Below are 13,193 nucleotides of genomic sequence, written 5' to 3'. Positions count from 1 at the left end.
CAGACCAAATAAATCAAAAACCGGCCACCGTCGGCCGGGCCCATCTCCCATCAGATCGGATCGGTTAGCACCCATGAGTGAGATCGACGATTACCCACGAACCGCCCCACCGACTTCGGTGCCGCCCGGCAGCGGCCCCGGTGTGCAGCGGCTCAAGCCCAACGCCGTCGGCTTGATCGGTGTGCTGTTCATGGCGGTGGCCACCGCGGCTCCGATCACGGCGATGGTCGGCAATGTGCCCATCGCCGTCGGGTCCGGCAACGGCGCTGCCGCTCCTGCGGGCTACCTCATCGCCACCATCGTGCTGGGGCTCTTCGCCGTCGGCTACGCGGCGATGTCGAAGCACATCACCGCAACCGGAGCGTTCTACGGCTACATCTCCCACGGTCTCGGCAGGGTCGTCGGACTGTCGGCCGGGTTCCTGACCGCGATGGCCTACATGGTGTTCGAAGCCGCGCTGGTCGGCATCTTCTCGTTCTTCTCCAGAGATCTGTTCGTCTCACTGTTCAACGTGCATTTGCCGTGGGTGTTGTTCGCGGTGGTGATGATCGTGGTGAATGCGGTCCTGACCTACTTCGACGTCAACCTGGCGGCGAAAGTGCTTGGCGTGCTGTTGATTACCGAGATCGTCATGCTGACTCTGATGGCCGGCTCGGTCGTCGTCACCGGCGGCGGCCCGGAGGGCTGGTCGTTCGGGTCGCTCAACCCGGTCAACGGGTTGAAGGGACTGGACGCCGTCGTCCCGAATCTGAGCGGTGGCGGCACCGTCGTTGCCGTGGGCTCCGCCGGCGTCGGCTTGTTCTTCGCCTTCTGGTCTTGGGTCGGTTTCGAATCCAGTGCCATGTACGGCGAAGAGTCCAAGAACCCGAAGAAGATCATCCCCATCGCCATCATGTCGTCGGTCCTGGGCATCGGCGCCTTCTACGTCGTGGTGTCGTGGCTGGCGATCGTCGGCACAGGTCCCACCAAATCCATTGCCCTGGCTCAGAATACGAACACCGCCAGCGAGATCTTCATGATCCCGGTGCGCGACCATCTCGGCGGCTGGGCCGTGACGTTGTTCCAGATCCTGTTGGCCACCGGCTCTTACGCCTGTGGCATGGCTTTCCACAACTGCGCAGCCCGCTACATCTACGCGATCGGCCGCGAAGACGTTCTGCCGGGCACCGCGAAGACGGTCGGCCGGTCACACGGCGTCCACGGTTCCCCGCATGTCGCCGGCTTCGTCCAGAGCGCAGTCGCCTTGGTGATCGTGCTCTGGTTCGCGGGCACCGGCCGCGATCCCTACGGTGACCTGTATGGCGTCATCGCGCTCCTGGGCACCGCGGCCATTCTGATCGTGCAGGCCTTGGCCGCGTTCTCCGTCGTCTCGTATTTCCATGTGCGCAAGCAACATCCGGAGACCGCGCACTGGTTCCGCACCTTGGTTGCCCCCGGACTCGGCGGCATCGGCATGCTCTACGTCATCTACCTGCTGATCAAGAACGCGTCGTTCGCGGCAGGTACGGCGAAGGACGACATCGTGTTCGCATCGATCCCCTGGGTCGTCGGCGGTACCGGCCTCGCCGGCATCGTCGTGGCGCTCGTGCTGCGGGCCCGGTCCCCACAGCGCTACGAACGGCTGGGCCGCGTCGTACTCGACGACGAACGTTGACGCCGGAGGCGTCCATCCAGCATCGCCGGCGCGTCGTCATTTAGCGTCGATCGCTTCTATCGCAAGGACAATGAAGATGGCTTTCTCCACAATCATGGACTCCAACAGCTATACCGGTGGGGGAGAACTCGACCCCACCACCGATACCATGGTCGAAAAGCGGCGATCGACGCTGGGCCCGTCCTACCGGCTCTTCTACAACCGGCCCGTCCACCTGGTGCGGGGCACTGGTGCGCACTTGTTTGATGCCGAGGGCAACAAGTACCTCGACGCCTACAACAACGTGGCCAGCGTCGGGCACTGCAACCCCCGCGTCATCGACGCCGTGACGCGCCAGATGGCGGAGCTGAACACCCACACCCGCTATCTGCACGGCGGCATCCTCGACTATTCCGAGCAGCTGCTCGCGACGTTCCCAGCCGAGATCTCGACGATCATGTACACCTGCACGGGATCCGAGGCCAACGACCTCGCCGTGCGGGTTGCCGAGCAGTACAGCGGTGGTACCGGGGTCATCGTCACCGAGGAGGCCTACCACGGCAACAGTGCGCTGATCTCGGCGATGTCACCCTCGCTGGGCGTCGGGGTGCCGCTGGGCACCAACGTCCGCACGGTGCCCGCGCCGGACTCCTACCGCATCGATCCGGCGGACCTGAGCCGCTGGTTCGCCGACCAGATCAGCGCCGCGATCGCCGATCTCGAACGGCACGGACACAAATTCAGTGCGCTGCTGCTGGATTCGATCTTCTCCTCCGACGGCATCTACGTCGACCCGTCGGTGCTGGGGCCGGCTGTCGAGGTGGTGCACCGCGCCGGCGGTGTGTTCATCGCCGACGAGGTCCAGCCGGGCTTCTCCCGCACCGGCGAGGCGATGTGGGGATTCCAGCGGCACGGTGTGGTGCCCGATCTGGTGACCATGGGCAAGCCCATGGGCAACGGCATCCCGGTTGCCGCGATGGCCGCTCGCCCGGAGATTCTCGATGTCTTCGCCCAGGAAGTCCCCTACTTCAACACCTTTGGCGGAAACCCGGTATCGATGGCGGCCGCGCAGGCCGTCCTGGACGTGATCCAGGGCGACGGGCTCGCCGAACATGCCGTTGCCGTGGGCGATCAATGGCGATCGGAGCTGCGGGCCCTGGCCAGGGACTACCCGTTCCTCGGCGACATTCGCGGTACCGGGCTGTATACCGGAATCGAGATCGTCACCGATCCGACGACAAAGGAGCACGACAGGGACGCAGCACAGCGCGTCGTCGACATGATGCGGGAAAACCGCGTTCTGATCTCCGTCTGCGGCGGGCATGGCAACATCCTCAAAGTGCGCCCTCCTCTGGTGTTCTCGATGTCCGACCTGGACTGGTTCATGACGGTGTTCTCGGCCGTCGTCAAGGAGCTCGCGTGAGCGCCTATCGCGAAGCGTTCGACGCCGCAGCCGAGCGGCCCGATGAGTTCTGGCTCACGGCCGCCCGCGCCGTCGACTGGACCGTCCCGCCGACCCGCGCCCTCGACGAATCGGCGGCGCCGCACTACCGCTGGTTTCCCGACGGGCAGCTCAACACCTGCTACAACGCCCTCGACCGGCATGTCGAGGCCGGCAACGGGGACCGTACCGCGCTCATCTACGACTCGGCGATGGTCGGTGTACAACAGTCCTTCACCTATGCCGAACTCCTCGATCGCGTAGCGCGCTTCGCCGGAGTGCTTGTCGCACAAGGGGTCACCAAGGGCGACCGCGTGGTGATCTATCTGCCGATGATCCCCGAAGCGGTCATCGCGATGCTGGCCTGCGCGCGAATCGGCGCCGTGCATTCGGTGGTCTTCGGCGGGTTCGCGGCCAAGGAGCTTGCCGCGCGCATCGACGACGCCCAGCCGGTGGCCCTGCTGACCGCCTCGGGTGGTCTGGAGCCCGGACGCACCGTCGAGTACCTGCCCGCCGTCGCCAAAGCGCTGACGCTGACCAGCGCCGCGCCGGCCACGGTGATCGTGAAGAACCGCGGCGAGATCGCCGGCGACGCCACCGATTATCCGGGCTATCTGGACTGGGATGAGCTGGTGGCGGCTGCCGAACCCGTCGCCGCCGTACCGGTGGCCGCCACCGACCCGCTCTACATCCTCTACACCTCGGGCACCACCGGTAAGCCGAAGGGCGTCGTGCGTGACAACGGTGGGCACGCCGTCGCGCTGTCCTGGTCGATGAAGAATGTGTACGACATCAGCGCCGGCCAGGTGATGTGGACCGCCTCGGACATCGGATGGGTTGTCGGCAGCTCGTACATCGTCTACGGGCCACTGATCGCCGGTGCCACCACGGTGCTCTACGAAGGCAAGCCCGTGGGCACCCCCGACGCCGGTGCCTTCTGGCGGGTCATCGAACAGCACAAGGTCGACGCGCTGTTCACCGCACCGACGGCGCTGCGCGCCATCCGCAAGGCCGACCCGAACGCGACGATGCTTGCCGAACATGACATTTCGACGCTGCGCACCCTGTTCGTCGCCGGTGAACGGCTGGACCCCGACACCTACGAGTGGGCGTCGACCGTCCTGCAGCGCCCCGTCGTCGACCACTGGTGGCAGACCGAAACCGGTTGGGCCATCTGCGCCAACCTGCGTGGGCTCGAACCGATGGCCATCAAGGCCGGTTCGCCGACCGTCCCCGTGCCCGGCTACCGCGTCGGCATCGTCGACGCCTCCGGTAACCCCGTCGCGGCCGGAGTCGAGGGCAACATCGTCATCAAGCTGCCGCTGCCGCCGGGCACCCTGGCGGGGTTGTGGCAGAACGACAAGGGATTCGTGCAGTCCTACCTGTCGGCGTTTCCCGGCTACTACCTGACGGGCGACTTCGGCTACGTCGACGACGACGGATACCTGACGGTGCTGGGCCGCACCGACGACGTGATCAACGTTGCGGGCCATCGGCTTTCGACCGGGAGTATCGAGGCGGTCATCGCCGGGCACCAGGCCATCGCCGAGTGTGCCGTCATCGGCATCCACGACGACCTCAAGGGACAACGCCCCAGTGGCTACGTGGTCCTGAAGTCCGGTGTCGATATCGGCCATGACGTGCTGCAGCAGGAACTCGCCGGGATGGTCCGCGACCAGATCGGCGCCGTCGCCACCTTCCATGACGTCACGGTCGTGGGCGCCCTGCCCAAGACCCGGTCGGGGAAGATCCTGCGAAAGACCATGCGGCAGATCGCCGAAGGGGCCGACTACGCCGTCCCATCGACCATCGAGGACAGCTCGGTGATCGACGCGCTGATCCCGGTGCTGCGGCCGAGCTAGTACCCCGTGGCGCAGCCCCTTGCGCCGAAACGGTATCCCCGCAGGCGGCTACTCGTACTTTTCCTGCTGGAATGCCGTTTCGGCGGGACGGGTAAGTTGGCGGCAATGTGGGGTTCTGTGGCGGTACTGGCGCTGCCGATCGCGTTCGATCCGGTGCGTCTCGGCGTCAATTTGTTGCTGATCTCGCGGCCGCGCCCGGCGCAGAACCTGCTGGTCTACTGGGTCGGCTGCGTGACCGCGAGCGTCGTGCTGCTCTTGCTCCCGCTGCTGGCGCTGCACTTCACCGATCTCGCGTGGGTACACGATCTGGCCAACCCGCGGACCAGCGCGAGCGCCACGATGCGGTACATCCAGGTGATTGCGGGCGCGCTGCTGCTGGCCATCGCGGCCATGGTGGCGGTGCGGACAGTGACGCGCAAGCGTGCGCCGGACGATGACGTTTCGCCCATCTCAAAGTTTTTGCAGCGTGGGCGGGAAGCTCCGCTGGAGGGCGCGTCGGCGGCTCAGCGGCTGCTGGCCCGCGCCCATCACGCGTGGGAGAGCGGCGCGCTGTGGGTTGCCGCGGTGGTCGGCTTCTGGGCCGGCCCGAACCCGTCTCTGGTGCTGTTCGCGCTCACGACCATCCTGGCGTCGGGCGCCGCGATCGGTACGCAGCTCGGTGTCGCGATGGTGTTCATCGTGATGAGCCTCGCCGTGGTCGAGATGGTGCTGGTCTGCAACGTCGTCACTCCGGCGAAAACCCAAGTGGTGCTGCGGAAAGTGCACGACTGGGCACGCGGCTACCAGCAGCAGATCCTTGTGGCGATCATGACGCTCGTCGGCCTGGCGTTCGTGGCCAAGGGCACCGGGTTGCTCTCGTAGTTCCCGCCGCGCGGGTCAAGCGCGACGGGGTGCGGCGAGGCGCTCGCGGCGCAGCAGGTCAACCTCGGGGAGGTCGAGGGGCGGTAGGTCGCCGACCACCTGGGACAGCAGGTAGTCGGCCAGCTCCGGGTTGCGGGCCAGGCATGGGCCGTGGAGGTAGGTGGCGACCACGCTGCCCTGCACGACGCCGTCGTAGCCGGAACCCGCGCGATTGCCGGCGCCCTTCTCGACGCGTGCCAGCGGCTGGGCCAGCGGACCGAGATCGGTTCCGCCACGGTGGTTTTCGAAGCCGGTGAGCTTCTGGGTGAGGCCGTCGATCACCGGCACCGAGGTCACTTCGCCGATGGTGCGCTCGGGCTGTGGAGAGGTTGTGACATCCAGGAGCCCGACGCCGTCGACGCGCTCGCCCGACGACGTCTCATACCAGTGTCCGAGCACCTGGATGGCAGCGCAGATGGCCAGCACCGGGGCGCCGCGTTCGGCCGCGCGCTGAAGCCCCGGGTACTGCAGCAGGTGCCGGGTCGCCAGGCGCTGCGCGTAGTCCTCGGCGCCGCCGAGGGTGTAGAGGTCCATCGAATCCGGCACCGGGTCGTTCAGCGTGATCTCGACGATCTCGGCGTCAATTCCCCTGAGCCGCAGGCGCTGTCGCAGGACGACGGCGTTGCCGCCGTCGCCGTAGGTGCCCATGACGTCGGGTAATACCAGGCCGATCTGGACCGATGCCTTTTTGCTCCTCGCGTCCGCAGTCACGCCAGCTCCCTATTCAGCTGCAGGAACGCCGTGTAGTTCGCGATCACCTCGACGTGGCCGGGCGGGCACGACTTGATGGCGGCCACGGTGTCGTGTACCAGCGTGTGGTCGACGCCCGCATAGCCCAGCCGCACCGCGAGATCGGTACCGCGCTCGCCGGCCGAGACGATGGGCGCCGGGAAGTCCACGAAGTGCTCGAAGTTCACGTCCCACAGCCAGGACAGGTCTTCGCCGTCGGGCACCTGGCCGTTCACCGAAATGACCGCTCCCGCAACATCACTGGAAACCATTGACAGCGCCTCCTGCCAGCCGGCGGGATTCTTGGCCAGCAGCATGCGCACGGTGTGCTCGCCGACCTGCAGGGTGCGGTACCGTCCCGCGACCTCGTCGACCGTCGACACCGCCGCCACCGCGGCGGCGGGCGACGCGCCCAGGGCGACCGCCGCAGCCACGGCCTGCGTGGCGTTGCCGCGGTTCACCGTGCCCGGCAGAGCTAGCATCATCGGCGCGGTAAAGCCTTCCGGCCCATAGATATTCGTTTCGTCGTACCACCACTGCGGGGTCGGCCTGGAGAAGTCGGTCCCGGTGGAGTGCCAGTGCCCGTTCTCCCGGACGATCACCTCGCCGCTGCGCGGGCAGCTCACCGAGTCGCCGGACCAGCCGCCGCCCGCGGCGACCCACACCACGTGGGGACAGTCGTACGCCGCGGAAGTCACCAGGACGTCGTCGCAGTTGGCCACCACGACGGCGTTCGGGTGCCGCGCCAACCCGGCGCGCAACGTGCGTTCGATGTGGTTGATCTCGCCGACGCGGTCCAGCTGGTCGCGGGACAGGTTGAGCAACACGATCACCGAGGGGTCCACCGCGTCGGATACGTGCGGCACGTGCATCTCGTCGACCTCGAGTGCGGCCAGCTCAGCCTTGCGTGAGCCGGCCAGCGCGGCGATCAGCCCGGCGTCCATGTTGGCGCCCTCGCTGTTGGAGGCCACGGGGCCGATGGTCGCCAGCGCGGCGGCCGTCATCCGCGTGGTCGTGGACTTGCCGTTGGTGCCGGTGACGACGACGGAGCGCCGTCCGGAACCGAGCTGTCCGAGGATCGACGGGTCCAGCTTCATGGCGACGAGCCCGCCGATCATGGCGCCGGCTCCGCGGCCCGTCACCCGCGACACCCACCGGGCGGCGGCGCCCGCGCCCAGCGCGACACGTCCTCGTGCGGTGATCATCCCCGGAATTCTAGGAGGACGGCCCCGAATGTGACGACACGTGTGAGGGCGCCCACTTACGGCAGCCGGATACTCGGCCGCTTGCGCACGATGCCGTCGTCGAGCATCTGCTGGAAGTGGTCGGTGACGGTCTGGTCGATGGGCCGGTACACCAAACCAAGCTCGCTCTGGCTGCGGCTGGCGTCGAAGACCAGGGGGTAGCCCACGTTGGTGTCGACGAAATCGCGCGTCAACCCGATGACCGGTGCGACGGCCTTTACCGCGACCTTGGGCACGTTCAGCCACGGGAACGGATAGAGCACGCCGAACTTCGCGCGCAGAATCTGGCCGATCTCCAGCAGGCTCAGCGAGGCGGCGTTGACGAGGTAGCGGCCGTGCGCTTCGGGGGTGTAGCCGGCCCGCAGGTGGGCATCGGCGACATCGCGGACGTCCACCACGCCCATGGTCAACTCGGGCGCACCGGTCAGCATGGTGCCGTCGGCGAACTGCTTCATGGTCGCCAGGCTCGCCGAGTCGCTGGCACTCGTCAGCGACGGGCCGAGCACCAGGCCAGGGTGGATGGTGACCAGGTCCCAGCGGTCCTGCGCCTCCTGATAGCGCCACGCCTCCCGCTCGGCCACGGTCTTGGAGTACGAATACGGCTGGTGGTCGACGCTGCTGGTGGTGTTCCACTGGTCCTCGGTGAACACGCCGCCGGGGACGTCGCGGGATTCGCGGGCGTCGCCGTAGATGGCGACCACGCTGCTGGTCAGCACCACGCGCTTGACGCTCTCGGTGCGGTTCACCGAATCCAGCACGTTGCGGGTGCCTTCCAGCGCCGGCCGGACGAGAGACTCGGCCGGGTCGGTGACGCCCTGCAGCAGGAACGGCGACGCGGTGTGCATGACGAGCTCGCAGCCGGCCATCGCCTCGTCGAAGCTGCCGGTATCGAGCAGGTCCGCTTTGAAGAGCTTGAGCTTGCCGGGATGGTCGGCCGACAACTTATGGAGGTGCTCCAGGCCGGTTGGCTTCTGCGGATTGCGTACCGTGCCGTGCACCGTGTGCCCGGCTTCGAGGAGGTAGCGAACGATCCAGCTGCCGATGTACCCGCTGGCACCCGTGACGAGTACCGGCGCGTTCGGGTCGATCGTGGTCATGCCCGTGACGATAACCGCGACCGCCTCGCCGAGGGCGAGCATCGCCTGATTCGGGCGGCGACACGCTGCGGGGCCCACCAGATATGGCTCGACTTGTCAGCGGTCCGTGCCATCCTTGCCACGTGGGCGAAACCAACCTCGGCTGGGGCCGACCGGCCACCGAGCCGGGCGCGGGTTGGGCTGTCGTCGATGTGGAGACGTCGGGCTTCGATCCCGGCCATGCCCGCGTCATCAGTGTCGCGGCGCTGGCCCTCGGGGATGACGGGAACGTCGAGCATTCCTTCAGCAGCCTGCTGAACCCGGGTGTGGATCCCGGCCCCACCCACGTGCATGGATTGACCTCCGAGATGCTGGCGGGCCAGCCGACCTTCGGTGACGTCGTCGGTGATCTGGTCGAAGTGCTGTCCGGCCGCACGCTGGTGGCCCACAACGCCGGTTTCGACTACTCGTTCCTGGCCGCCGAATGCGAACGCGTCGGCGCCGTGCTGCCCGTCGACAGCGTCATGTGCACCGTCGAGCTGACGCGCCGGCTCAACCTCGGGACCGAGAACCTGCGCCTGGAGACCCTGGCGACCCACTACGGCGCGACGCAAATTCGCCCGCACGATGCGCTGGACGACGCCATGGTGCTGGCCCAGATCCTCAAACCGGCGCTGGCCGCGGCGCGCGAGCACCGGCGCTGGCTGCCGATCCGCAATGTGGGGCGCAAGCGCTGGCCCAGCGGCGCCATCACCCATGACGAACTCCGGCCGCTGAAGGTGCTGGCGTCACGGCTGCCGTGTGCCTATGCCAACCCCGGCCGGTTCATGCCGGGCCAACCCTTGGTGCAGGGCATGCGGGTGGCGCTGTCGGGCGAGATGGTGCGCACCCACGAAGAAGTGATCGAGCGCATCGTGCACGTCGGGCTGTCGTACTCCGACAGCGTCGACGCCCAGACGTCGCTGGTCATCTGCAACGATCCGGTGCCTGCTCAGGGCAAGGGCTACCAGGCCAGGGAACTCGGGGTGCCGCTGGTTTCCGACACGGACTTCATGACGCTGCTCGGCCGCGTCGTCGGCGGGTCGGATGTCGAGGAGTTCGTCGACCGGACGCCGGCCGGCGATCAGTTCATGTTGTTTTAGCCCGCTTTTCCCCACGCTTGGCTCAAGGCCGCTCCGCCGGGGCATCTGACGACTTCGATCTCCCCAAGTCACCGCATTCAGACCCGCAGCGACATACTTCGGTGGTGCGAGAGCCGAGCGACGGCTCTTCGCGACGCTGCAGACACAGACCTGGTGATCGGAGTTACCTCTTGATTTTGCTCCATTCGTCGGCGGTGGAACTCGCAGCGGGTATTCGCCGCGGCGAATACACCTCACGAGAGGTGGTCGACGCGCACATTGACCGGATCCGGGCGGTCAACCCTGTCATCAACGCCGTTGTGGCCGAACGCTTCGACGCCGCGCGCGCTCAAGCTGATCAGGCCGACCGCGAAATACGGGCTGGGACGAGCACCGATGATCGTGCCCTGCTTGGGGTTCCGTTCACCGTGAAGGAGTCATTGGCGGTCGCCGGGATGCCCAACACGGCAGGTGTGGTCGCTCGCTCCGAGTACCGTCCCGATGCGTCGGCGACGGTGGTACAGCGTGTGATCGATGCCGGCGCCATCAATCTGGGTGTCACCAACACGTCCGAAGGGTGCATGTGGATCGAAAGCACCAACCGGGTGTACGGCCGCACCAACAATCCGTACCAACCCGGGCGCACTGCCGGCGGCTCCTCGGGCGGTGAGGGTGCCGTGATCGGGGCGGGAGGTTCCCCGTTCGGCCTCGCGACGGACACGCTGGGTTCGATCCGGGTGCCCGCGGCGTGCAGCGGCGTCTTCGGACACCGCCCATCGACGGGACTGCTGCCGCTCACCGGGGCATGGCCACCTCCGCACGGAGTCGCAAGGATGTGCTCGAACGGTGTGCTGACGCGCCGAGCCAGCGACTTGGTGCCGCTGCTGCGGATCATGGCGGGGCCGGATGGGATCGACCCGCTGACCGACGACATGCCGATCCATGACCCGGTTTCCGACCTGACGGGCCTGCGTGTCGTTCTCCTCGACGGCGGCTTCGCCCCCGGCTGCGGCCGCGATGTCCTGGCGGCCCGGGACCGCGCTGCCCAGGCACTTGAGACTGCCGGGGCGCGGGTCGAGTCCGTACACGTCAAACATCTGCGCCATGCCGGATTCCTCGCGGCGATCCACCTCGCCGAGGAGACCGGGGTGACCTTCCGCGAGACCCTTCACGGGGAAGGGGCTAGCCCGCTGGCACCGCGGGAAATGCTCGCCTACCGCGGAAACCACACCCCAGCAATGCGACTGCTCCTTCTGGGCGAGATGTTCGCGTCGGCATTGCCTCGCCCGGTCATCAGGCGTTTGACCGCGATGACACGGGAACTGATTGACACCGTCACCGAAGTGGTCGGTGATGGCGTCGTGCTGCACCCGACGATGTCGACCGCCGCCCCGCGGCATAGTCGGACGACCGGACGACCGTGGAAAACCAATGCGGTAGCGCCCTTCTGCCTTGCAGGTCTGCCCGTCACCCAGATTCCACTGGGACATTCGCCGCATGGGATTCCCAACGGGGTGCAGGCGATCGGTGGCCCTGGCAACGATCACCTCACCATCGGAACGGCAGTCGTCCTGGAACAAGCCTTCGGGGGGTGGCGGCAGCCGGAATCCCGGTAACGATGGTGTGCCGCTTGCGCGGGTGCCCCTGGCTAGCCCGCCATGCGGCGGCTGAACGTGCCGTGGAACCCGATCGGCAGGTGGTGCTCCAGATGCGCGGTGGCCAGCGGCCCGTCCTCGATGGTGCGGGCGTCGAAGATCACCAGCTGCGAATGATGGCTCCGCAGATCGTGATTGAGCACCAGTAGCCAGCCGTCGTCCTCGGCGGCAGTGCGGGAGCGGGGTACGAACAACGGCTCGCCGGTCTGGGCCAGCCCGAAATCGAAGGTGCTCTGCACGCCGGTGCGGTGGTCGATGCGCGTCACCGCGTTGTAGTGGCCGACGTCCTCGGTGGCCCTGCAGGCGTAGGTGACATTGTGTTCCTGTGTCGAGCGGCGCCAGTCGTACTGCGGGAATTCCATTGGCGCCGTATCTGATAGCACCGTCTCGGTGATGCGTCCGGACGTGCTGATCCGGAACCGCGACAGGTGTCCGCGGGGCCACTCGTCGATGGTCAGATGCGCGCGGGGATCGGTGGGGTCGGCCGGCTCCTGCCAGGCCTGTCCGAGCTTGCGCCAGACATCGGGCTCTTCGAACCGGAAGAACTCCACCACAGTGTCGGAGCCGTCTTCGAAGGCATTGGTGACGTGGACGTGGGTCAGCGCTTCGTGCTCGATGATGCGCGGCTTGGCGCCGTCGCGGGGTACCAGGGCGAAGCGCGTCGACCCGTTGCGGGCCTGATGGTCCAGGGCCTGTGCCAGGGATCGGGTGCGCAACAGCGTCGGGATGTTGGGCCGCAATGGATCCAGGACGAACACCATGTGGTTCTCGGTGAGCGCGAAGTCGTGGTTCCACACCATGTCCCACAGCTTCAGCGAGCTGATCTGGTGGCTGCGGCCGGCACGATCCACCTTGAAGCACCGCAGCCGCGGCGTGGGCAGCAGATCGAGGCCGAAGTTGTAGACCTCGCCGGTGTGCGGATCCCATTTGGGGTGGGCGGAGAAGGAACCGAGGTAGCCCAGCCGGTCGCCGTCAAAATGCTTGTACCCCAACGTGTCCAGCGAGTCGGGATCGATCTTGTAGGGCGGCCCGCCTTCCCACATGGCGAGCAGGTCGCCGCAGATGGTGGCCATGTTGGTGTTGCCGGTGTTGGCCGGCGGGAGCAGATTGCCGCGCAGCGTGGGGGCGTTGGTGGTGATGCCGCGCTGGCTCATCACGTCGCCGCCGCGGTACTGCTTGGTGCGCACGTAGCGGTTGGTGAAGCGGACGGTCTTTCCGTCGAGGACGAACCGGGACACCATGCCGTCGGCATCGAACATGGTCTTCAACACGGTATCGCCGACCTCGAACTTGCCGGGCCCGATGCGGAACAGCGTCCCGGTCAATTCTTCCGGCAGGGCGCCGTCGATGCGGGCGACCTGGTAGTCCATTTCGTCGTACAGGGATGCGAATGCGCGGCCATGGAGCTGCTTGAGTGTCGGTCCCGCGGGCACTGTGGCGGTCATGAATCCCCCATCTGATGACGTGTGTCCTCAGTTTTGATCCGCGGGGTCGTCGCTGTCAAGGGTTCGCGACGAACGGTCGCTCGGCGG

10 protein-coding genes are annotated in these 13,193 nt (G+C 67.0%); 6 read left to right on the top strand and 4 right to left on the bottom strand.

Features of this window, described 5'->3' with window-relative positions; translation table 11 throughout:
* The first annotated feature begins 73 nt into the window (after positions 1–73).
* From ACX12F_RS26710 to ACX12F_RS26695, 4 genes are all read left to right on the top strand, one after another.
* Positions 74–1,654 carry an APC family permease gene (locus tag ACX12F_RS26710; RefSeq protein WP_459367255.1) on the top strand — a complete coding sequence of 527 codons (1,581 nt, stop codon included), beginning with the start codon at positions 74–76 and terminating at the stop codon, positions 1,652–1,654.
* Positions 1,655–1,730: 76 nt separating this feature from the next.
* Complete coding sequence (locus ACX12F_RS26705; protein ID WP_459367254.1) at positions 1,731–3,056, top strand: aspartate aminotransferase family protein; 1,326 nt, start codon at positions 1,731–1,733, stop codon at positions 3,054–3,056.
* The gene (locus ACX12F_RS26700) at positions 3,053–4,936 is read left to right on the top strand and encodes an acetate--CoA ligase (RefSeq protein WP_459367253.1); all 1,884 of its coding nucleotides are present in this window, start codon (positions 3,053–3,055) and stop codon (positions 4,934–4,936) included. The genes ACX12F_RS26705 and ACX12F_RS26700 overlap by 4 nt, the downstream gene beginning before the upstream one ends.
* 105 nt (positions 4,937–5,041) lie before the next feature.
* Positions 5,042–5,797 carry a GAP family protein gene (locus tag ACX12F_RS26695; protein ID WP_459367252.1) on the top strand — a complete coding sequence of 252 codons (756 nt, stop codon included), beginning with the start codon at positions 5,042–5,044 and terminating at the stop codon, positions 5,795–5,797.
* Between the two features lie 15 nt (positions 5,798–5,812).
* Here the strand turns inward: ACX12F_RS26695 and ACX12F_RS26690 are convergent, their stop codons facing one another.
* Genes ACX12F_RS26690 through ACX12F_RS26680 form a run of 3 tightly spaced genes read right to left on the bottom strand, consistent with a single transcriptional unit; the run spans position 5,813 to position 8,906 of the window.
* Complete coding sequence (locus tag ACX12F_RS26690; protein WP_459370522.1) at positions 5,813–6,484, bottom strand: type 1 glutamine amidotransferase; 672 nt, start codon at positions 6,482–6,484, stop codon at positions 5,813–5,815.
* 59 nt (positions 6,485–6,543) lie between these two features.
* Entirely contained in the window at positions 6,544–7,770 is a 1,227-nt protein-coding gene (locus ACX12F_RS26685; RefSeq protein WP_459367251.1) for a MurT ligase domain-containing protein, read from the bottom strand.
* 56 nt (positions 7,771–7,826) lie between these two features.
* Complete coding sequence (locus ACX12F_RS26680; protein ID WP_459367250.1) at positions 7,827–8,906, bottom strand: SDR family oxidoreductase; 1,080 nt, start codon at positions 8,904–8,906, stop codon at positions 7,827–7,829.
* A 122-nt stretch (positions 8,907–9,028) separates the two neighbouring features.
* Here ACX12F_RS26680 and ACX12F_RS26675 point away from each other — a divergent pair, with 122 nt between their 5' ends.
* Positions 9,029–10,027 carry a DEDDh family exonuclease gene (locus tag ACX12F_RS26675; protein ID WP_459367249.1) on the top strand — a complete coding sequence of 333 codons (999 nt, stop codon included), beginning with the start codon at positions 9,029–9,031 and terminating at the stop codon, positions 10,025–10,027.
* Between the two features lie 170 nt (positions 10,028–10,197).
* Positions 10,198–11,622 carry an amidase gene (locus ACX12F_RS26670; RefSeq protein ID WP_459367248.1) on the top strand — a complete coding sequence of 475 codons (1,425 nt, stop codon included), beginning with the start codon at positions 10,198–10,200 and terminating at the stop codon, positions 11,620–11,622.
* Between the two features lie 32 nt (positions 11,623–11,654).
* Here ACX12F_RS26670 and ACX12F_RS26665 read toward each other — a convergent pair whose 3' ends face one another.
* On the bottom strand, positions 11,655–13,106 hold the full coding sequence (locus ACX12F_RS26665; protein ID WP_459367247.1) for a carotenoid oxygenase family protein: 1,452 nt from the start codon (positions 13,104–13,106) through the stop codon (positions 11,655–11,657).
* Positions 13,107–13,193: the final 87 nt, after the last annotated feature.

It is taken from the genome of Mycolicibacterium sp. HS_4_1, assembly GCF_054515875.1.
This window is presented reverse-complemented; position numbering and strand designations above follow the sequence as displayed.

What these genes read in the sequence shown, in the direction of transcription:
- ACX12F_RS26710 (WP_459367255.1), top strand. Translation starts at nt 74, where the DNA reads ATGAGTGAGATCGACGATTACCCACGAACCGCCCCACCGACTTCGGTG.
- ACX12F_RS26705 (WP_459367254.1), top strand. Translation starts at nt 1,731, where the DNA reads ATGGCTTTCTCCACAATCATGGACTCCAACAGCTATACCGGTGGGGGA.
- ACX12F_RS26695 (WP_459367252.1), top strand. Translation starts at nt 5,042, where the DNA reads ATGTGGGGTTCTGTGGCGGTACTGGCGCTGCCGATCGCGTTCGATCCG.
- ACX12F_RS26690 (WP_459370522.1), bottom strand. Translation starts at nt 6,484, where the DNA reads ATGGGCACCTACGGCGACGGCGGCAACGCCGTCGTCCTGCGACAGCGC.
- ACX12F_RS26685 (WP_459367251.1), bottom strand. Translation starts at nt 7,770, where the DNA reads ATGATCACCGCACGAGGACGTGTCGCGCTGGGCGCGGGCGCCGCCGCC.
- ACX12F_RS26680 (WP_459367250.1), bottom strand. Translation starts at nt 8,906, where the DNA reads ATGACCACGATCGACCCGAACGCGCCGGTACTCGTCACGGGTGCCAGC.
- ACX12F_RS26665 (WP_459367247.1), bottom strand. Translation starts at nt 13,106, where the DNA reads ATGACCGCCACAGTGCCCGCGGGACCGACACTCAAGCAGCTCCATGGC.